This window comes from Streptomyces sp. R302 (assembly GCF_012927245.1).
GTDB lineage: Bacteria > Actinomycetota > Actinomycetes > Streptomycetales > Streptomycetaceae > Streptomyces.
Genome location: NZ_JABBGE010000012.1, coordinates 214918 through 235281 on the forward strand (window position 1 = coordinate 214918; position 20364 = coordinate 235281).

The 20364-nt window shown below is 72.6% G+C and carries 15 protein-coding genes; 13 read left to right on the plus strand and 2 right to left on the minus strand.

Features of this window, described 5'->3' with window-relative positions; genetic code table 11:
• Positions 1 to 130: 130 nt before the first annotated feature.
• The 7 genes from HHL19_RS31855 (at position 131) to HHL19_RS31890 (ending at position 9978) form a co-directional block, all read left to right on the plus strand.
• Positions 131 to 1114 carry an acetylxylan esterase gene (locus tag HHL19_RS31855; RefSeq protein ID WP_169093862.1) on the plus strand — a complete coding sequence of 328 codons (984 nt, stop codon included), beginning with the start codon at positions 131 to 133 and terminating at the stop codon, positions 1112 to 1114.
• A 19-nt stretch (positions 1115 to 1133) separates the two neighbouring features.
• Complete coding sequence (locus tag HHL19_RS37880) at positions 1134 to 1433, plus strand: hypothetical protein (RefSeq protein ID WP_240982001.1); 300 nt, start codon at positions 1134 to 1136, stop codon at positions 1431 to 1433.
• 1061 nt (positions 1434 to 2494) lie between these two features.
• Positions 2495 to 3985, plus strand: a complete 1491-nt coding sequence (locus HHL19_RS31870; protein WP_169093863.1) for an aldehyde dehydrogenase family protein — start codon at positions 2495 to 2497, stop codon at positions 3983 to 3985.
• 95 nt (positions 3986 to 4080) lie between these two features.
• Entirely contained in the window at positions 4081 to 5619 is a 1539-nt protein-coding gene (locus tag HHL19_RS31875; protein ID WP_169093864.1) for a GMC oxidoreductase, read from the plus strand.
• Positions 5619 to 6956 (plus strand): glycine betaine/L-proline ABC transporter ATP-binding protein, encoded by a 1338-nt coding sequence (locus HHL19_RS31880; protein WP_169093865.1) that lies wholly within the window; start codon positions 5619 to 5621, stop codon positions 6954 to 6956. The genes HHL19_RS31875 and HHL19_RS31880 overlap by 1 nt, the downstream gene beginning before the upstream one ends.
• Positions 6953 to 8938 (plus strand): ABC transporter permease subunit, encoded by a 1986-nt coding sequence (locus HHL19_RS31885; RefSeq protein ID WP_169093866.1) that lies wholly within the window; start codon positions 6953 to 6955, stop codon positions 8936 to 8938. The genes HHL19_RS31880 and HHL19_RS31885 overlap by 4 nt, the downstream gene beginning before the upstream one ends.
• Before the next feature lie 38 nt (positions 8939 to 8976).
• The gene (locus HHL19_RS31890) at positions 8977 to 9978 is read left to right on the plus strand and encodes an ABC transporter substrate-binding protein (RefSeq protein ID WP_169093867.1); all 1002 of its coding nucleotides are present in this window, start codon (positions 8977 to 8979) and stop codon (positions 9976 to 9978) included.
• Between the two features lie 147 nt (positions 9979 to 10125).
• On the opposite strand, the gene HHL19_RS31895 is transcribed toward HHL19_RS31890, so the two are convergent.
• The gene (locus HHL19_RS31895) at positions 10126 to 11127 is read right to left on the minus strand and encodes a DUF389 domain-containing protein (protein ID WP_169093868.1); all 1002 of its coding nucleotides are present in this window, start codon (positions 11125 to 11127) and stop codon (positions 10126 to 10128) included.
• Positions 11128 to 11329: 202 nt separating this feature from the next.
• On the opposite strand from HHL19_RS31895, the gene HHL19_RS31900 reads away from it, so the two are divergent.
• The 3 genes from HHL19_RS31900 to HHL19_RS31910 all read left to right on the plus strand — a co-directional run bounded on the left by HHL19_RS31900 (position 11330) and on the right by HHL19_RS31910 (position 16140).
• The gene (locus tag HHL19_RS31900) at positions 11330 to 12112 is read left to right on the plus strand and encodes an SAM-dependent methyltransferase (protein ID WP_169093869.1); all 783 of its coding nucleotides are present in this window, start codon (positions 11330 to 11332) and stop codon (positions 12110 to 12112) included.
• Positions 12113 to 12382: 270 nt separating this feature from the next.
• Entirely contained in the window at positions 12383 to 15394 is a 3012-nt protein-coding gene (locus tag HHL19_RS31905) for an FG-GAP-like repeat-containing protein (protein ID WP_240982002.1), read from the plus strand.
• 236 nt (positions 15395 to 15630) lie between these two features.
• Entirely contained in the window at positions 15631 to 16140 is a 510-nt protein-coding gene (locus tag HHL19_RS31910) for a VTT domain-containing protein (RefSeq protein WP_169093870.1), read from the plus strand.
• 742 nt (positions 16141 to 16882) lie between these two features.
• On the opposite strand, the gene HHL19_RS37885 is transcribed toward HHL19_RS31910, so the two are convergent.
• Positions 16883 to 17194 carry a hypothetical protein gene (locus HHL19_RS37885; RefSeq protein WP_240982013.1) on the minus strand — a complete coding sequence of 104 codons (312 nt, stop codon included), beginning with the start codon at positions 17192 to 17194 and terminating at the stop codon, positions 16883 to 16885.
• A gap of 45 nt (positions 17195 to 17239) precedes the next feature.
• Between HHL19_RS37885 and HHL19_RS37890 the strand changes: the two genes are divergently transcribed.
• The 3 genes from HHL19_RS37890 to HHL19_RS31925 all read left to right on the plus strand — a co-directional run bounded on the left by HHL19_RS37890 (position 17240) and on the right by HHL19_RS31925 (position 19873).
• Positions 17240 to 18331, plus strand: coding sequence for a hypothetical protein (locus tag HHL19_RS37890; RefSeq protein ID WP_240982011.1), 1092 nt, complete (start codon positions 17240 to 17242; stop codon positions 18329 to 18331).
• Between the two features lie 927 nt (positions 18332 to 19258).
• Positions 19259 to 19477, plus strand: coding sequence for a hypothetical protein (locus HHL19_RS31920; RefSeq protein ID WP_169093685.1), 219 nt, complete (start codon positions 19259 to 19261; stop codon positions 19475 to 19477).
• A 15-nt stretch (positions 19478 to 19492) separates the two neighbouring features.
• Positions 19493 to 19873 carry a fic family toxin-antitoxin system, toxin component gene (locus HHL19_RS31925; protein WP_346768496.1) on the plus strand — a complete coding sequence of 127 codons (381 nt, stop codon included), beginning with the start codon at positions 19493 to 19495 and terminating at the stop codon, positions 19871 to 19873.
• Positions 19874 to 20364: the final 491 nt, after the last annotated feature.

The following is a 20364-nucleotide window of genomic DNA, read 5'->3' on the forward strand; positions in this document are numbered from 1 at the left end:
CGACGGGGGGAGGACGGGCCGCCACTCCCGCGCCCAGCCGTGCCCGGGACCCGAGAGACGCATCGCCCCGGCACCACTCACCCCCCCCGCCACCCCGTCCCCACCCCACACTCCGACCGGAGGACGCCCCATGCCCCTCACCGACCTCGGGACCGACGACCTCATCGGCTATCGGCCGCAGTTGACCGCCCCGAACGACTTCGACGCGTTCTGGCGGGACACCCTCGCCGAAGCCCGGTCCTACGACGGGACGATCAAGGCCGAACGGGTCACTTCCGCGCACCTGCTGCACACGGTCGACGTCGACGACGTGCGCTTCCCCGGCTGGAACGGCGAGCCGGTGGCCGCCTGGCTCCTGCGACCGCGCGGCACGGAGGGACCGCTGCCGGTCGTCGTCACGTACATCGGCTACAGCGGCGGCCGCGGTCTGCCCACCGAACACCTCCTCTGGTCCGCCGCCGGCTACGCCCAACTCGTCGTCGACAGCCGGGGCCAGGGCCACGACACCCCGGACCGGACGGCGGGCGACGGCACACAGTGGGCCGGGGGGTTCATGACCCGAGGCATCGACTCCCCCGAGAACTACTACTACCGGCGGCTGATCACCGACTGCGTACGCGCCGTGGACGCCGTCGCCGGACTGCCCGGCCTCGACCCGCGCAGGATCGTGGTGGCCGGAGGCAGCCAGGGTGGCGGCCTGGCCCTCGCCGTCGCCGCTCTCGCCGGAGACCGCGTGGCCGCGGCACTCCCGGACGTCCCGTTCCTGTGCCACTTCCGCCGCGCCGTGCAGATCACCGGGGAGGGCCCGTACCCGGAGATCGCCGAGTACCTGCGCTGGCACAGCCGCGAGCGCGTGGCACGGACCCTCGCCACCCTCGACTACTTCGACGGCGTCCACTTCGCCCAACGGGCCACCGCCCCGGCCCTGTTCAGCGTCGCCCTGATGGACCCGATCTGCCCACCCTCCACGGTGTACGCCGCCTACAACCACTACCGGGGCGAGGACCGCACCATGACCGTCTGGCCCTTCGGCGACCACGGCGGCGGGTACGGCTCCAACCCACCGGTCCAGCTGTCCTGGCTGCGCGAGCGCGGTCTCGCACCGGAGCTCTGACCGCCACGTGAGCACCTCGGTGGAAAAGCGAAGCCGCCGACCCCCGTACGCCGCCCCCCGTGCCACAGGCCGCCTCGCCGCCACCAGGTCGGCAAGGGCTCCTTCCTCGCCCGCCGGGACGGCGACCTACTACGTCGACCTGCGCGCGACCGCCCCCTGGCTGCACGCACCGCAGGCACAGCGCAGCTTCGGCGCCAACGTGCCGCGGTTCTCCTACCGGTTCCACACCGCGCCGCTCGTACCGGCGAAGGACTACGACGGCATCGCCTTCGTCGCCCGCTCGACCTGCTCCCACCAGCTGCCGCACGCGGAGGAGTAGGGGTGGGCCCCGCTCACGGCCACATCTCCGGCAGGGCGTTCAGCGCCAGCTTCCACATCGGCTCCGCCCCCGTCCCGAAAGCGGCGGCGAGCCCGTACCCGACGGCGGCGTCGTGCGACTCCGGGCGCTCTCCGCTCTCCGCCCCCCTCCCACGCGGCGCTGGCCTTTCCGTCCCCGGTCGACGTGAAGACGCCGAGGAACCGACCGTCGCGCAGCAGACGGCTGGTGCCGAGAGGGTCCGGCACCAGCAGAGCCCTGGCGATACACCGCAGCCGACTTTCGCAGGGCCCTGCCCGCGAGCGACCCGGAGCTCCCGCCCGGACCTGTCGCAGGCGTGCCGAGTGGGCCACGCGGATGCCCCATGGGGTACGAGGGGGGGCCGTGAAGGCCCGCACGTATGCCTCGCCGAGGATCTGCGGCATGGTGGCCGACGTGTCCGGCGAACGTTTCGCGACCTGAGGCTACGCACATGCGAATCCTGGGCCCGCAGGGTGGTCGCGCCCGCAGGACTGTGCGCCGTTACTGTCCAATTCAGGCGCGGTCAAACCCACGAGGCGCAGACGATGACATAACGTTCCTGTTGCGAACGTAGCATGGTGCAAAGGTGTTATGTATTCGTTACAAAGTAGGGTTTGGTGCCGATTGGTACCGATTTATTCAAACATCTTGTTGGGGTTGTCACTTCCTGGGAAGCAAAGGCTGCTCGGGCGTTAACACCCCTATTCTCCTGGCGCAAGACTTTCGCCTCATGCGTTTTCGCCTTCTGCTGGGTAACTTCGGCCCGCATGACCAGTGCCTGCATTCCGATCGACCGCCCGTGGCGGCTCTGGGGCAGGTCCTGTCCTGGTGAACGCCGCGGCCCGCGGTCGGGTCGCGTCGGCGATCCGCCCCGCGTCTCCAGTCGTCTCCCCGCCCCCCGCCCCCTGGCGGCGCGTCCGGTACCCGGTGCCCCCGTGACACCGGACCCGGGACGCGGGACACGGGGACCCCGGCTCACGGGAACACCGGGACGGTGGAGCAGATCCTCCCGAAGCAGAAGGCATTGACTGTTGTTGACACGAATGACCATCCACACGGACGGCACCTGGCGCGGCGCGCTGAACGGTGAGACGCGGGACATCCTGGACCCTGCGGACGGCCGGCCCTTCGCCGTGGTGGCAGAGGGCGGCGCGGCGGACGCCGACGACGCCGTCGCCGCGGCGCGCGCCGCCTTCGACTCCGGTGTCTGGCCGGGCACTCCGGTCGCCGAGCGGGCCGCGCTGCTGCGCCGCGTCGCCGAGCTGCTGGTCCGCGACCGCGAGGAACTCGCCCTGCTGGAGAGCCGCGACGCCGGGAAGACCGTCGAGGAGGGACGCGTCGACGTCGACTGCGTCGCGGACGCCTTCCGCTACTTCGCCGACCTCGTCCTGGCCGAGGGCGGTGGCCGCGTCGTCGACGCCGGCAGCGACACCGTGCACAGCGTCGTCGTCCACGAGCCCGTGGGCGTATGCGCGATGATCACCCCCTGGAACTATCCGCTGCTCCAGGCGAGTTGGAAGATCGCCCCGGCCCTGGCCGCGGGCAACACCTTCGTGATCAAGCCGAGTGAGATCACCCCGCTCAGCACCGTGGCGCTGATCGCGCTGCTGGCCGAAGCGGGACTCCCCACCGGCGTCGCGAACCTCGTCACCGGCCCCGGCCACACGGTCGGCGCGCGCCTCGCCGAGCACCCGGGCGTCGACCTGGTCTCCTTCACCGGCGGTCTGACCAGCGGCGTGAAGGTCGCGCAGGCCGCGGCGCCCGGCGTCAAGAAGGTCGCCCTGGAACTCGGCGGCAAGAACCCGAACGTGGTCTTCGCCGACGCCTGCGAGACCGCCGAAGGCTTCGACACCGCCGTCGACCAGGCCCTGAACGCCGCGTTCATGCACAGCGGCCAGGTCTGCTCGGCCGGCTCCCGCCTGATCATCGAGGAGTCGGTACGGGAGCGGTTCGTGGCCGAGCTGAGCCGCCGGGCCGCCCTGATCAGGCTCGGCCGCGGCACCGAGAAGGACGTCGAGTGCGGCCCGCTGGTCTCGCAGGCCCAGCTGGAGCGCACCGAGGAGTACGTCGCGTCCGCGCTCGGCGAGGGAGCCGTGCTCCGCAGCGGCGGACGCCGCCCCGAGCCCGGTGCGACCAGGCCCGCCGGCGGGTACTTCTACGAGGCCACGGTCCTCGACCGCTGCCACCGCAACATGCGCGTGATCCGCGAGGAGATCTTCGGCCCCGTCCTGACGGTGGAGACCTTCAGGACCGAGGACGAGGCCGTGGAGCTCGCCAACGACACCGAGTACGGCCTCGCGGGCGCCGTCTGGACCGCGGACGCCTCCCGCGCCCGCCGGGTGGCCCGCCGACTGCGCCACGGCACCGTATGGATCAACGACTTCCACCCCTACCTCCCGCAGGCCGAGTGGGGCGGCTTCGGGAAGTCGGGCGTGGGACGCGAACTCGGCCCCTCAGGCCTCGCCGAGTACCGCGAGACCAAGCACGTCTACCAGAACCTGGCGCCCCGCCCCGTGCGGTGGTTCTCCGGCTGAGCCCCGCGGACTCCCCGGGCGGCGCCTCCGCCCGCGCCGCCCAGGGACCCGGCAGCCGCCCGTAAGCCCCCCACGCCTCTTGGAGTGAACACAGCATGTCCGACCGCACCTACGACTACGTCATCGTCGGCGGTGGCACCGCCGGTTCGGTGATCGCCTCCCGCCTCACCGAGGACCCCGACATCACCGTCGCCGTCGTCGAGGGCGGCCCGTCCGACGTCGACCGCCCCGACGTCCTCACCCTGCGCCGCTGGATGGGCCTGCTCGGCGGCGAACTGGACTACGACTACCCCACCACCGAACAGCCGCGCGGCAATTCCCACATCCGGCACAGCCGGGCCCGCGTCCTCGGCGGCTGCTCCTCGCACAACACGCTGATCGCGTTCAAGCCGCTGCCGTCCGACTGGGACGAGTGGGCCGGACTCGGCGCCGACGGCTGGGACGCCGCGTCGATGGACCCGTACTTCGGCAAGCTCCTCAACAACATCGTCCCGGTGGACGAGAAGGACCGCAACGCCATCGCCCGCGACTTCGTCGACGCCGCACAGGACGCCCTCGACGTGCCCCGGGTCGAGGGGTTCAACCGCAAGCCCTTCCACGAGGGCGTCGGCTTCTTCGACCTCGCGTACCACCCGGAGGACAACAAGCGCTCCTCCGCCTCCGTCGCCTACTTGCACCCCTTCCTGGACCGCCCCAACCTGCACCTGCTGCTCGAGACCTGGGCGTACCGGCTGGAGTTCGACGGCGCCCGCGCCACCGGCGTACGGGCACGCACCAAGGACGGCGAGGACCTCGTCCTGCGGGCCTCGCGTGAAGTGGTCGTCTGCGCCGGGGCGGTGGACACCCCGCGGCTGCTGCTCCACTCCGGCATCGGGCCGCGCGAGGAGCTGGCCGAACTCGGCATCGACGTCCGCCACGACCTCCCGGGCGTCGGCGAGAACCTGCTCGACCACCCGGAGTCGGTGATCGTCTGGGAGACCCACGGGCCGATCCCGGAGAACTCCGCGATGGACAGCGACGCCGGACTGTTCGTGCGCCGCGACCCGGAGTCGCCCGGGCCCGACCTGATGTTCCACTTCTACCAGATCCCCTTCACCGACAACCCGGAGCGGCTGGGCTACGAACGGCCCGCGCACGGCGTGTCGATGACGCCGAACATCCCCAAGCCGCGCAGCCGCGGCCGGCTCTACCTGACCAGCGCCGACCCCGAGGTCAAGCCGGCCCTGGACTTCCGCTACTTCACCGACGAGGAGGACTACGACGCCCGCACCCTCGTCGACGGCATCAGGATCGCCCGGAAGATCGCCGCGACCGAGCCGCTGGCGTCCTGGCTCGGCCGCGAGGTCTGCCCCGGCCCCGAGGTCACCGGCGACGAGGAACTGAGCGAGTACGCCCGCAAGGTCGCGCACACCGTCTACCACCCGGCCGGCACCTGCCGGATCGGTGCCGAGGGCGACGGCCTGGCCGTCGTCAACCCCGACCTGACCGTCCGCGGCCTGGAGGGCATACGGATCGCCGACGCCTCCGTCTTCCCGACCATTCCCGCCGTCAACCCGATGATCGCCGTCCTGATGGTGGGGGAGAAGTGCGCCGACCTCCTTGTCTCGGACGTCAACCCGAAGGAGGCCTCCTGATGGACGGCCACGATCCCGTCTTCTCGGTACGCGGCCTGTGGAAGGTCTTCGGACCCAAGGCCGACCGCGTGCCCGGCGACGCCCGCCTCGGCGCCCTGTCGACCGCCGAGATCCGCGAGCGGACCGGCTGCACCGCCGCCGTCCGTGACGTCTCCTTCGACGTCCGCCGCGGCGAGGTGTTCGTCGTCATGGGCCTGTCCGGCTCCGGCAAGTCCACCCTGGTGCGCTGCCTGACCCGGCTCATCGAGCCGACCGCCGGCGAGCTCGCGATGGACGGCGAGGACGTCCTGGCCATGGACCAGAACCGGCTGCGAAAGCTGCGCAGGCACCGTGCGGCCATGGTCTTCCAGCACTTCGGCCTGCTGCCGCACCGCACCGTCCTGGACAACGTCGCGTACGGCCTGGAGATCCAGGGAGTGGCGAAGGACGAGCGGCGGGCCAGGGCCCGCGAGGTCATCGAGAAGGTCGGCCTCGCCGGCCTTGAGGACCGCCGCCCGAACCAGCTCTCCGGCGGCCAGCAGCAGCGGGTGGGTCTGGCCCGCGCGCTCGCGGCCGACCCCGAAGTCCTGCTGTTCGACGAGCCGTTCAGCGCGCTCGACCCGCTGATCCGCCGGGACATGCAGGAGGAGGTGGTGCGGCTCCACCAGGAGGAGGGCCGCACGATGGTGTTCATCACCCACGACCTCGCGGAGGCGCTGAAGCTCGGCGACCGGATCGCACTCATGCGCGACGGCGCCATCGTGCAGCTCGGCACGCCCGAGGAGATCGTCACCCGCCCCGCCGACGACTACGTCCGCGACTTCGTGCGCGACGTGCCGCGCGAGCAGATCGTCCCGGTGTCCCGGGCGATGCGCCCGGCCGTCGGCGACGAGGCGGACCGGGGCGCGGTGCTCGCCCCGGACGCCACGGTCGCCGAGGGCATCGCCGCGGTCGCCCGGGACGGCATACCGGCCCGGATCGAGAAGGACGGCGAGCTCCTCGGTGTCGTCGACCACGTACGGCTGCTGGCCGTGGTGGCCGGGCTGGAACCGGGCGAGGAAGGCACGACGGACGCGGATGCGGACGCGGACGCGCGTACGGGTACGGGTACGGGTACGGGCGCGGTCCCGCACATGCGCAAGGGCGGCGACACGGCCGCGGCTCCGGACTCGGGCAAGGGCGCGCCGGTGGAGACGGCTACGGCTCCGGCCGCGCCCGAGGCTCCGGCCGCGCCCGAGGCTCCGGCCGCGCCCGAGGCTCCGGCCGCGCCCGAGGCTCCGGCCGCGCCCGAGGCTCCGGCCGCGCCCGAGGCTCCGGCCACGCCCACGGACCCCGACGCGGACCCGGTGACCGCATGAGTACCGCCACGACCTCCCGCCCGCCCGTCGGCAGCGACCGCCCCCGGGGGCACACCGAGGCGTCCGGCCGCCGCCGCACCTGGCGGCCGGCCCGGCCCTCCACCCCGGCGGTCCTGCTGGTCCTGGCTCTGCTGCTGCCCACCGCCGCGCTGGTCGCCGGCGGCGGCTGGCCGGAGGCGCTGCGCGTGGACCTGGTCCCGGGCCTCGACTCCTTCGCCGACTGGGTGGTCGACAACCGCGAGACCCACCCCGTCTTCCTCTACTTCCTGCTGCACCTGTCCAACGCGGCCACCGACTCGGTCGCCTGGGTCCACGACCTGCTCACCTCGGTCGGCTGGGCGGGCGTGCTCACCGCCGCCACCGCACTCGCCTGGTACGCGGGCGGCGCGGGCCGCAGGGGCGCGGGACCCGCCCTCGTCGCCCTCGGCTCGCTGGCCGGCTGCGGCCTCCTCGGCCTGTGGGAGCAGGCGACCGAGACCCTCGCCCTGATGCTGGTGTCCGTCGTCGTCGCCGCCGCGCTCGGGCTGCTGCTCGGCCTGGCCGGCGGGCTCTCCGACACCGCCCAGCGGATCCTGCGCCCGGTGCTCGACACCATGCAGGTGCTGCCTTCCTTCGCCTATCTGCTCCCGCTCGTCCTGATCTTCGGCATCGGCACCCCGTCGGCGCTCATCACCACGGTGATCTACGCGGCGCCCCCGATGGTCCGGATGACCACCCTGGGCCTGCGCGGCGCGGACCCGGCCGTCCTGGAGGCATCCCGTTCCCTGGGGTCGACCCGGTGGCAGCGGCTGTGGACCGCGCGGCTGCCCATGGCCCGGCCGCAGCTCTTCCTCGGTCTCAACCAGACCATCATGATGGCCCTGTCGATGGTGGTCATCGCCTCCGTCGTCGGCGCCGGCGGTCTCGGCGAGAGCGTGTACCAGGCGCTGAAGACCCGTGACTTCGGCCAGGGCGTCACCGCCGGCCTTGCGATCGTCCTCATCGCCGTCTGGCTCGATCGGACGACGGCCGCGGCGGGAGCCCGGGGCGGCGTCCCGGTCGGCCGGCGGGGAACCGGCATCGCCCTGGTGGCGGCCGGCGGCGGCCTGCTGGTGGGCTCCCAGCTGGGCGAGTGGCCCGAAGCGGCCACCGTGAACATCGCCGCACCGCTGAACACCGCCGTCGACTGGCTGGTCGGCAACGTGTACCAGGACGTCCCCGTGCTCGGCGGCACCTCGGTGTGGGCGGGCAACTTCACAAGTTGGGTGCTCAACCCGCTGAACAACGGCCTCCAGTCCCTGCCGTGGTGGTCCCTGCTGCTCCTCGCCGCCGCCGTGGCCTGGCTCGTCGGCACCTGGCGGGGCGCGCTGACCGCCGTACTCGCCCTGTCCTGCATCGGCGTGCTCGGCATCTGGGACAAGGCCCTCTACACCCTGTCCCAGGTCCTGGTCGCCGTCGCGCTCACCCTTCTCCTGGGCTTCGCCATCGGCATCCTCGCGGCCCGCGTCCGGCCGGTGGAGCGGCTGCTGCGTCCGGTGTTCGACGCCATGCAGACGCTGCCGCAGTTCATCTACCTCATCCCGGTCGTCCAGCTGTTCAACGCCGGCCGGGTCGCCGCGATCACCGCGGCGGCCGTGTACGCGCTGCCGGCCGTGGTGCGGGTCACCACCCAGGGCCTCAAGCAGGTCAGCCCGGCCACCATGGAGGTGTCCCGCTCCCTGGGCGCCACCACCTGGCAGCAGATCCGCGACGTGCAGTGGCCGCTGGCACGTCCGGCGCTGCTGGTCGCCGCGAACCAGGGCGTCGTCCTCGTCCTCGCCGTCGTCGTCATCGGCGGTCTGGTCGGCGGCGGAGCACTCGGCTTCGACGTGGTCAAGGGCCTCACCGCGGGCGAGCTCGGCACCGGCCTGATCGCCGGCGCGGGCATCGTCTGCCTCGGCCTGGCCCTCGACAAGCTCACCCAGCCGGCCGAGCGATCCCCCTCCACCGCCACCCGGCACTGACCGACCGTCATACGCTCCCACCCGAAAGGCAGTTCATCATGCCCACTCCCACCCGCAACGACCACGCCCACACCGATCCCCGTCCGCGCATCCTGACCCGTCGTGCCAGAACGACCCTCGCGGCGGCGACCGGCGCCCTCGCCCTGCTCACCGTCAGCGCCTGCGGCGCCGCCGAGACCGGTGGCGGCGACGCCAAGACCGTCAGCCTGCACACCCCGTCGTGGGTCGGCGCCGAGGTCAACACGGCCGTCGCCGCGTACCTGCTTGAGCACGAGCTCGGGTACGAGGTCAAGACGCAGCAGATGGACGAGACCCCGGCCTGGGACGCCATGAGCCAGGGCAAGATCGACGCGATCCTGGAGGACTGGGGCCACCCCCAGGAGGAGAAGCGCTACGTCCAGGGCAACAAGTCCGTCGTCTCCGCCGGCGAGCTGGGCGTGACGGGCCACATCGGCTGGTTCGTCCCGAAGTACCTGGCGGACGAGAAGCCGGACATCACGGACCACAAGAACCTCAACAAGTACGCGGACGTCTTCAAGACCCCGGAGAGCGGCGACAAGGGCCAGTTCATCAAGGGCGACCCCTCGTACGTCTCGCACGACAACGCCCTGATCAAGAACCTCGACCTGAACTACAAGCCGATCGAGGCGGGCGCCGAGGCCACGCACCTTGCGCAGCTGGAGCAGCTGTACAAGAACAAGAAGCCGTTCCTCACGTACTGGTGGACCCCGCAGTGGATGAACGCCACCATGGACCTCGTCGAGGTGAAGCTCCCGCCGTACAAGGACGGCTGTGACGCCGACAAGAAGGCCGTCGCCTGCGCCTACCCGGACGTCCCCCTGAAGAAGTGGATGAACGCCGACTTCGCGAAGGAGGGCGGCGACGCGGCCGAGTTCCTGAAGAACTTCAACTGGACGACCGAGCAGCAGAACCTGGTCGCCAAGTACGTCGCCGCCGACAAGATGACCGCGGAGAAGGCGGCCGAGAAGTGGGTCAAGGAGAACGAGTCGGTCTGGAAGGCGTGGCTGCCGAAGAAGTGACCCGGCCACGGTCCCGGGGGCGGCTCGGTGTCCGAGCCGCCCCCGGGCCGCGTCCGCGTTGCGTCACCGACCGTCCGGACGGGGCCGTTCCGCACGGGTCGATCGGTCGCCGACCGTTCAATCCCCGACCGTTCAGCCCTTGACCGTTCAGTCCCCGACCGTGCCGACGTCGATGCGTCGGCCCTGGGCGGAGTCGACCACGATCGGAATGCCGTCCGGGACCCGTCCCTCCAGACGGTCGAGCAGAGTCTGCACCGGCGGGAGGTCGCCGGGGGCTCGGACGTGGATGTACATGGTGTGGGACGACATGTCGACGCTGGAGACAGACGCCCCAGGGGTGTCGTCGAGCCACTGCTCCGCCACGCTCTTGGCCCCGGTGGTCCAGGAGCTGATCAGCAACGTGAGAGCGGTGTTGGCCGCCAGCGGCACGAACACGACCACGAACAGCACGCCCATCGCGGCGTACGTCCCGCGCGCGAGCCGCCAGGTGCCCCGGTCGGCCTGGGCTCGGCGGCCGAGGACGGCGAAGACCACCATGCCGCCGAAGACCAGGGCGAAGAAGTTCGACACGAACAGGACCAGCGCGCCGAGCGCGAGCGCCCCCGCCAGCTTCCCCAGGCACACCCCGGCCACGACCAGCGGCGGCACGAGGGAGATGGCGATCGCGACCCCGGGCAGCACGGCGGCGACGTCCCGCCGGGCGAGTGCCACCGCGCCGGCGAGGCCGGTGGCCACGGCGGCCACCAGATCCATCAGTCCCGGCGACGTCCGTGAGGCGATCTGGCTGTTGGAGAGCAGGTCGTAGGTCTCCGGAAGCACCAGGGCGAACAGCATCCCGACCACGATCACCACCGCGCAGGCCGCCAGGACGACCTTGATCGCTCCGATCCGCCGGTGCTGCACCGAGCCCAGGGCGATACCCATGATCGGTGTCGACAGCGGGGCGATGATCATCGCCCCGATCACGGTGGCCGTCGAATCCGTCAGCACCCCGGCGGCCGCGATGACCGAGGACAGCGTCAGCATCGTCCAGAAGGCCGAGCGCTTGGATCTGGTGTCCCCGGACGACAGGTCCAGATCTTGCGCCAGCTCGTCCAGCGAGCGGCGCTGCGAGGAGGGCAGGACGAGGTCGCGAACTCCGCTGAGCATGGTCCTCAAGTAATCACGAGCGACCTGCCGGAGGACGGCACGACACGTTGCCGCGCGTCCATCGGACGCTCCTGGTCGCGAACCCGTCCAGGACAACCCGAACCGCCAGGTGCGGCGGAGCTTCCTGGGCCGACCGAGCCGGTAGGAGCCAAGGGGGCACCCGAGCAAGGGAGTTGCCGCAGCGCTGCGCTACGTTGGAGGGGTGACCGACATCGCATCGCGCATCGACACCACCCGGCCGCACACCGCCCGGATCTGGAACTACTGGACCGGCGGCAAGGACAACTACCCGGTCGACCGGGAGGCCGGTGACCAGATCCGGCGGCTGCACCCCGGGATCGGGGAGTACGCGAAGGCGGACCGGCTGTTCCTGGGACGGGCGGTGCGGTACCTGGCCGAGCAGGAGGGCATCCGGCAGTTCCTCGACATCGGGACGGGGCTGCCGAGCGCCGACAACACCCACGAGGTCGCCCAGCGCGTCGCCCCCGACGCCCGGGTCGTGTACGTGGACAACGACCCGCTCGTGCTCGCGCACGCCCGCGCCCTGCTCGTCGGCACGCCCGAGGGCCGGACGGACTACCTGGACGCGGACCTGCGGGACGTCGACAGGATCCTGGCCGCGGCGGCGAAGACCCTCGACCTCTCGCAGCCGGTCGCGCTGATGCTGCTCGGCGTCGTCATCTTCGTCGAGGACGACGAGGAGTCGTACGCGGTCGTCCGCCGGCTCATGGACGCGCTCGCCCCCGGCAGCCACCTCGTCCTCTCCCACACCGTCACCCACCCCGACATGCCGGACGTCGACGCGGCGGTGGCGTTCTGGAACGAGCACGGCACCCCGAAGCTCACCCAGCGCACCCCCGAGGCGGTCGCCCGCTACTTCGACGGCCTGGAGCTGCTGGAGCCCGGCGTGGTGTCCTGCTCCGCGTGGCGGCCGCGGACCCGGGTCCCGGACGTGGCCATGTACGCGGGCGTCGGCCGCAAGTGACGACGGGCGTCGGCGGCTCCGACGCCCGGAGGGACCGCGTTAGCGATACGCAAGCGGTGCGGCAGCGCCCGAGCCGAGGCTGGGGGCGGCAACGACCGGTCGCGTAGCGGGGGAGACGGCGCTCGCCGCGGGGCTCCGGGTCACGCGGCGGGGGCGTCCCCCACGGTCGGGTGCCGGAAGAAGACCCCGCCGGTGACGCACCAGGGCGCGCGCCGCGCCCCGGTGCGGCCGGTTCCGCCCCCACGACTCCCCTTCCGGGAAGGACGCCCCTTGTCCCCGACCTCCGCTCCCCGACGGACGACGACCGGAGGGGCCGGGTTCCGCGACCGGCTCGTCCGGTCCCTCGCCGGTGTCACGGCCGTCGCAGCGCTCAGCGCCCTCGCCGTCGTCGCCGACGCGGCGCCCGCGTCGGCCGCACCCGCCCCGGCGGCCCGCTACTACGTCCAGTCCGTCGTCAACGGCAACAACCTGTCAGGTACCCCGATCTACCCCATCGAGGTCCCCCTCGACGACCCGCTGACCACCCGTCCGCCGAAGGGCGACGAGGACAACCAGCAGTGGGAGTTCCGGGCGCTCTCCAACGGCGCCTACGAGATCGCCCTCGCCGGCGGCAGCGCCTGCGCGGGCCGCGACGGGGACTTCGTACGACTCCTCCGCTGCGGCGGCGCCGACACCGAGTGGTCCCTGTCGAACATCGGCGGCGACCGCTACCACGTCTACCGCCCCTCGGACGGCCGCCGCCTCACCGCGAACCCCGGCAACCTCCACCAGGACGCCACCCTGACCGCCGACGACGACGCGGACACCGTCTGGTACCTCACCCCGGCCGATCCGGTACGCGCCCCGATGCCGCCCGCCTCGGAGCGGACCTTCGACCAGATGACGTATCTGACGACGCACAACTCCATGAGCAACACCGAGCAGGACGCGGGCCACATCATCGCGCCCAACCAGCCGCACAGCATCCAGACGCAGCTGAACGACGGCGTCCGGGGCCTGATGATCGACGTGTACGACCAGGAGGGCCGGATCGTCCTCTGCCACAAGCCCGACTGCGCGACCGCGACCCGGCAGGCCATGACCGTCCCGATGGGCGAGATCGCGTCGTTCCTGAGGAGCCGTCCCGACCAGATCGTGACGCTCTTCATGGAGGACCACGTCAGCGGGGACCAGCTGCGCGCCGCCCTCGGCGGCCTGCTCGGCGAACGCAACGCCGACGGCACCGTAAAGACGGCCGGCACCCTCTCCGACCTCGTCTTCGACCCGCGCGAGTGGAAGGTGAAGGAGAACGGCTGGCCCAGGGTCCAGGACATGATCGACCGGAACAAGCGGCTCGTGATGTTCAGCCAGGGCGACGACAAGCAGTCCCTCGGCATCCTCAACGACGACGAGTGGACCGTCGAGAACTACTGGTCCATGGGCCCCGGTCTCGGCTCCTCCGACTGGACCTGCCGCACCCGCTGGGACTCCGTCCCGCTGAGCTCCCAGGAATACGGTGCCACCGGCGAGCCCAAGCGCTACCGGCCCCTGTTCGTCATGAACCACTTCCGTGACGTGCCGATGGCCCCCACGTACCGGAACGACAACGAGAAACTGCAGAACCGCGCCGAGCGGTTCTGCATGCCCGCCGCCCGCAAGAAGCCCACCTTCATCGCCGTCGACCAGTACCGCGACGGCGACCCCATGGCGGCCGTGAACGCCCTCAACACCTACACCTACCGCGGCGAGCCCGTCGCCGGACCCGCCCCCACCCCGCCGCCCGGCCACACCCCGCTGCCGCCGCCGGTCCCCGGCGACCCGCAGTGGAAGGTCTCGCGCCTCGCGGTCATGCCCCTGGGCGACTCGATCACCCTGGGCGTCGGCAGCAGCACCAGGGACGGCTACCGCCCCGGCCTGTGGAACAGGCTCCAGGGCCACGGGACCACGATCGACTTCGTCGGCTCGCTGAGCAGCGGCAGCCTCCCCGACACCGACCACGAGGGCCACTCGGGCTGGTTCATCGGCGGGATCCACGACAACATCGGCTCCTGGCTGTACCGGGCCCGGCCCAACGTGGTCACCCTGAAGATCGGCACCAACGACATCGACAAGAACGTCGACGTGGCGAACGCGCCGGCCCGCCTCAAGGCCCTCGTCGACCGGATCCGCGCCTCCGCCCCCGGCATCACCGTCGTCGTCGCCACCATCGTCCCCAACGCCGACAGCGCCGCACAGGCCCGCGTCGTCACCTACAACAACGCGGTCCGCACCCTCGTCGCGGGCTACCAGGCCCAGGGCGCCCGCGTCGAACTGGCCGACACCTCCGCGGTGACCACGGCCGACCTGGGCGACGGCCTGCACCCGAACGACACCGGCTACGCCAAGATCGCGACCGCGTTCTCCGACGCCATCGCCCGCGCCGCAGGCAAGGGCTGGATCGCCGAGAACGTCGTCGTCAAGCCCGCCCTGCCCGAGCCGACCACCGTCGCCGACTCCGACGTCGACCTCGACGCCGACGGCCGCGCCGACTACCTGGTCGTCGGCGCCAACGGCAGTACCCGCGCCTTCCTCAACAAGGCCGGCGCGAACGGCGCGATCAGCTGGACCGACCTCGGAACCGTCGCCACCGGCTCCTCGTCCTGGACCGGAAGCCAGGTCCGCTTCGCCGACGTCGACGGCGACGGCCGCGCCGACTACCTGGTCGTCGGCGCCAACGGCGGCACCCGCGCCTTCCTCAACAAGGCCGGCGCGAACGGCGCGATCACCTGGTCCGACCTCGGAACCGTCGCCACCGGTTCGGCGGCCTGGACCGGCGGCCAGGTCCGTTTCGTCGACCTCGACGGCGACGGCCGTGCCGACTACCTCGCGGTCGGCTCCAACGGCAGCGTCCACGCCTACCGCAACTCCGGCACCGGCACCACCGTGACCTGGACGGACCTCGGCTTCATCGCCGCCGGCTCCTCGTCCTGGACCGACTCCCAGGTCCGCTTCGCCGACCACGACGGCGACGGTCGCGCCGACTACGTCGTCATCGGCGACAACGGCAGCGCCCGGGTGCTCCTCAACAAGGGCGGCGACGGCCACGGCGGCTGGGCCGACCAGGGCACCGTCGCCACCGGCTCGTCCACCTGGACGGGCCCGCAGGTCCGGATGACCGACCTCGACGCCGACGGCCGCGCCGACTACCTGATCGTCGGCGCCAACGGCAGCCTCCGCGCCTACCTCAACCGCGACGGCTGGGCCGACCAGGGCACCATCGCCACCGGCTCCGCCGGCTGGACGGCCGCCCAGATCCACATCTGACACCGCCCGCCCCGCACCACCCGCCGTCCCCGGTCGCACCACGCGGCCGGGGACAGCGGCGTCCGCGCGGCAGCCGGGAGACGCGCCCCGCACCGGCAGGGCCGTAGCCCCCCGAAACAGGATCGGGCGGTCGGTTAGGGTGGCCTATGTTGGGGGAGACGGAACGGGCAGAGGCGGACCGCAGGTGAGAGTCGGAGAGCCGGATCGTGGCCGTCGTCGGCCCACCGGGGGGTGCCGTGGATAAGGTCGCGCTCACCGCCGGCGCCCTGTACGCCATCGTGCTGCTGCGGGCCGGAGGGACGTTCGCCGTCGGCTGGCTCGCCGGAGCCGGCGCCCGGCGCAGCAGGTTCGCCGAGCGGATGGCCTCGGCCAGGTTCCAGCGCGCGGAGCGGGCCATCCAGCGGTGGGGCGCGCCCGTGGTCGCCGTCTCCTTCCTGACCGTCGGTTTCCAGACCGCCGCCAACTTCCTCGCGGGCAGCATGCGCATGCCCCTGCCGCGCTACCTCCCCGCCCTGTTCCTCGGCGGCGCGGCCTGGGCGCTGCTCTACGCGACCGTCGGGATCGGGGCGCTCGAACTGCTGGGCAGGCTGTTCGCCGGCAGTACGGCGCTCGGCGTCGCCGTGGTCGCCGCCCTCCTCCTCGCGCTCTGCGGCATCGTCGCGTACCGCAGGAGGAAGTCCGCGCACCCCGTCCGCGACACCGACACCGACATCGACACCGACGGCCCGGCTTCCCCCGAGGCCTGAAGCCTCCGCCCCGCCGAACCACCGGCCCGGTGAAAACGCCTGCGGGCGATGATCATCGGATACGAGGGTCGTGCCATGCGCAGCGACGAGGCCGACGGGCAGGCATCCGTCATCGACCTGACACGCGAACGGTGGGGAGTCACGCCGGGCGGCGATTTCCCGGAGCGGCTCACCGAGCCGGGACGGAGCCACGAGGCCACCGTCGAGCGCCCGTGCCCCGCCTGCGCCGGCGAACTGCACACCCTGCGCCGCCCGTACGAGCCCCAGGGCCGGACCTACCGGCACACGGCGCTCCTCTGCCCCGCCGCCTTCACCCTCGCCGACCTGGGCGCGAAGCGCTACAACGAACCGACCGGCACCGGACGGAAGCCCGCGCACCGGCGACCCGGCGTCCGCCTGCCCCGCTGCCTTCACTCTCGCCGACCTGGTCGCGAAGCGCTACGACGAACCGACCGGCACCGGACGGAAGCCCGCGCGCCGGCGCCCCGCCCCCCGGACGGCGACCCGGCGCCCGCCTGCCCCGCCGCCTTCACCTTCGCCGACCTGGTCGCGAAGCGCTACGACGAACCGACCGGCGCCGGGCGGAAGTCTGCGCGCCGGCGCCCCGCCCGGACGGCGACCCGGCGCCCACCGTCCTCGTACGGGTCAGGATCCCGGCCCAGCCGCGCCCCGAACCCGGCCCGGGCCGGCCGGACGACCTGCCCGGGCCCGACGCCGCCGAGCCGCGCGCCCTGCTTTGGTACTAGGCCGCCGACCCCGCCCGGCGCCCGCCCGAAACGGCGCACGCCGCGGCCGAGGACGTACGCGTGATCCTCCCCGACGGCCCGGCGCACGAGCCGCAGCCGGCATGCCCGGCGGAGCGGCGCGTCCCGTACCGCGTCAGCCGCCACTGGGAGGCGACCGGCCGGGTCGGCACCGCCTCGGGCACCGGAGGCCGTACGGACCTGGCCGCCCAGAGGACGCGCTGGAGGACCTGCCGGACGGCGACGGAGGAGGCGACGGCGACGGCGGCACGTCCGTCCCCGTCGCCGCCGTCCTCGACGACACCGGACACCTGGTCGTCGTCGCGCCGACCGGCGAGGGAAAGACCCCGGTCGCCATGGTCGCCGCACTGGAGGCGGACGCCCGGGGGTGCAAGGCCGACTGGCTGGTGCCGCAGCGCTCCCTCACCGACCAGCTGGACCGCGAGCTCCGCCTGCGGCGGAACCGAGGGCTGCGGGTGGTGCGGCCGACCGGCGAGTCCGCCGTCGACACGGAGCTGATCCGTTCGGCCGACGTGTGGGTGGCCACCACCGAGAAGTTCGAGGCGATCTGCCGCACGGGCTCGCTGCGCGACGCGCGGAGCCGTACTGGAGGCGCTGCTCACCCGCGTACGGGAGGACAGCGCGGCCACCCGGATCGTCGGCCTCTCGGCGACCGTCGCGAACGCCGACGAGGTCACCCGCCGGCGGGGCGCCCGGCTCACCGGGCAGCTGCCCCTCCTGCCGCCCGCCGACGCGACCGACCGGGCGGCGCAGGTCACCGACGACGGCGGCAGCGTCCTTGTCTTCTGCGGCAGCGAACGCGGGGTACGGACCCCGGCGCTCGCCCTCGCAGCCGACCCCCGAGGCGTGCCCACCACGGGCGTGGACGCCGCCGACGCCGAGGCCGTGGGGCGGCTCTGCACCAAGGCCGGAGTACGCCTCCACTACCGGGCTGGCCGTACAAGCAGGAGGCCGAGCGGGCCTTCCGCGCCCGCGAGGCGGAGGTCCTCGTCGCCACCTCCACGGTCGCGGCGGGCGTCAACCTCCCCGCCCGCGCGGTCGCCGTCCGCGACACCACCCTCGGCCTCGACCGCGTCAAGGTGCTGATGGCCCAGCAGGTGTTCGGACGCGCCGGACGCATCGCCGCCGGGGAACGCGAGGGCTGGGCCTTCCTCCTCACCGACCCGGTGGAACGGCCCCACTGGCAGGCCCGGCCGGTCACGCCTGGACGAGCACCCGGCCGACCACCTCCTCGCCGAGGCCGTGCGGGACCGGGTGCCCACCACCGAGGAGGCGGGCCGGAACCTTCGCCGCGCATCAGGGACACGACGGCGTCGAACCCCTGCACCAGGCCGCGTACGTCCTTACCGCCGCAGGCTGCCTGCGCCCGGGCCTGGCGGAGGCCCGCCTGGAACTCAGCGCGCTCGGCCGGCCGACCAGCCGCTTAATGGTCGACGCCGGGGTCGCCACGACCTGGCGGCAGGCCTGCGCCGGGCACCGGTGCCCGACGCCCCGCTCACCGCCCACCTCCCGGCACTCGGGCAGGCGGCGCCGTGCACGAACGCGCGAAGGCCACCCTGCGCCACGCCCTCCGCGAGACCGAGGCAGAGGCCGACGTTCCGCACGACCCCTGGGCCAGGACGACGACGGGGCGCGAGCGGACGGCCCCCGGCGACCATGCGCCCGCGCCGCCCTGTTGCACGCCGCGACACGCCCCCACCCGTTCCGCGGCCGGCGTCCGTACGTCCTCGCCATCCCCGTAGACGCCATGACCGGCATCCTGGACGAGGCCGAGCGCTACCTGACCTGGCTCGGCGCACAGGGCCCCCTGGGCAACGTCCACCCCTGGGCGGGCGTCGGTCGCCGCCGACCTCGGGCTCCGCATCCACTGGCGCACCCTGGGCCCCGCCCGGGGCGCCGGACGGCTCCTGTGGATGTGCGAACGCACGGCCACACCCCCACTCACCCCCGTCCTCGTCCCGCGCATGGGGAACGCCGCCCGCGCCCGCGGCGTCGACGCCCCCGACTGACCCGGCACCCGCCCGCCGACTGCTCGCCGAACGCGCCACCGGCAGACGCCTCACGATCGAGGCCGACACGGCCCGAGTGCCGGCCCAGCCAGGAACGGCGATCGGCCGCTGGAACGGCCCCACGACCACCCTCCACCACACCGAGGCCGACGAGACCGTGCTCCCCTCCCGCCCGCAGACCCGGCCGCCCCCTCGGCAGGACGCCGCGGCGCGGCCGCCTTCACGCGCGCGCGTGACACCCACCCCGCCGAGTCCCCTCTCCTCTCCCCTCCTCTCCCCTCCCGAAGCGGACCCGGATCGTCAGGAAGGCTGCCCCGCCAGGACCCGGGCCGCTACCGTGGTGCCATGCCACGGGAAATCCGCATCGAGATCAGCGACGAGGCGTACGAGGCGCTCCAGCGGGCCGCCGCTGAACGGCACCTGGCCGCCGAGGACTACGCCGGCGACGTCCTGCACGCCGATCTCACCCGGACCCGCTTCATCGAGGGCGCCCGCACCTTCGTCCACGAACACGGCGACGCCTTCGCCGCCCGGTACGGAGCCCGCCCCACCGGCGCCGCCTGACCGGGGGAGCGGCCCGTGACCGTCCACGTCGACCTGGCCTGGCTCCTCGGCATCGCGCAGAAGATGATCCCCAGCGACCCGGAGATCACCGACTGGGGCTCGCTCGAAGCCGCCCGCGCCCGCCACGCCTTCCACCTCATGGGCACGCCCGTCTACGACCAGCCGCACCACCGCGCCGCGGCCCTCCTCCACCAGCTCGTCCGCGTCCCCGCCCTGGAGCACTCCAACGAGCTCTTCGCCGTCGCCGTGGCCGCCGCCTATCTCCACGCCTCCGGCCACCCCGTCGACGTCACCAGCGAGGACGCGATCACCCTCGTCGACCGCGTCCTCACCGGCGAAGCCGACGCCCGCGAGATTGCCGCCACCCTGAAGACCTGGGCCGCACCGGACTCCTGAACCGCCGCCGGACCGGCCGCGGTCGACGAGACCTCGACATGCCGGATCCGATGACCAGCAGTAGCGTCTCAATCACCTCACGTATCCGTGGTGGCGGTCGCGGACCCCACCACGGAGCGGGGTTGACATGCGTTTTCCCGATACGTAATGTCCTCCGGGTTGTCCGACGTGAGCACCGACTCCGGTCGGCCCCGGGCAGCCACTCCGCAAGATCCGCACAGCCTGCCGGCTGCGATTCGTCGCGCCGTCCTGCTTTTCGTGCGCTTCAAACGGAATGGGGATTCGAAACCCTCGATTCGCGTCGGGGGCGGGGAATCCGCTAAAGTCTCACTCGTCGGAACGGCCCAACAGCCGGAAAGACAACCCCCTCTGACTGGGAATCAGACGCCGAAAGGATCTGATAGAGTCGGAAACGAAGGAAGCGCCCGGAGGGCCTGGAAACAGGAACGAAGGAAGCGTCCGCACCTTGAGAACTCAACAGCGTGCCAAAA

What these genes read in the sequence shown, in the direction of transcription:
- HHL19_RS31875 (WP_169093864.1), top strand. Translation starts at nt 4,081, where the DNA reads ATGTCCGACCGCACCTACGACTACGTCATCGTCGGCGGTGGCACCGCC.
- HHL19_RS31855 (WP_169093862.1), top strand. Translation starts at nt 131, where the DNA reads ATGCCCCTCACCGACCTCGGGACCGACGACCTCATCGGCTATCGGCCG.
- HHL19_RS31920 (WP_169093685.1), top strand. Translation starts at nt 19,259, where the DNA reads ATGCCACGGGAAATCCGCATCGAGATCAGCGACGAGGCGTACGAGGCG.
- HHL19_RS37890 (WP_240982011.1), top strand. Translation starts at nt 17,240, where the DNA reads ATGGTCGCCGCACTGGAGGCGGACGCCCGGGGGTGCAAGGCCGACTGG.
- HHL19_RS31885 (WP_169093866.1), top strand. Translation starts at nt 6,953, where the DNA reads ATGAGTACCGCCACGACCTCCCGCCCGCCCGTCGGCAGCGACCGCCCC.
- HHL19_RS31870 (WP_169093863.1), top strand. Translation starts at nt 2,495, where the DNA reads ATGACCATCCACACGGACGGCACCTGGCGCGGCGCGCTGAACGGTGAG.
- HHL19_RS31895 (WP_169093868.1), bottom strand. Translation starts at nt 11,127, where the DNA reads ATGCTCAGCGGAGTTCGCGACCTCGTCCTGCCCTCCTCGCAGCGCCGC.
- HHL19_RS31880 (WP_169093865.1), top strand. Translation starts at nt 5,619, where the DNA reads ATGGACGGCCACGATCCCGTCTTCTCGGTACGCGGCCTGTGGAAGGTC.
- HHL19_RS31890 (WP_169093867.1), top strand. Translation starts at nt 8,977, where the DNA reads ATGCCCACTCCCACCCGCAACGACCACGCCCACACCGATCCCCGTCCG.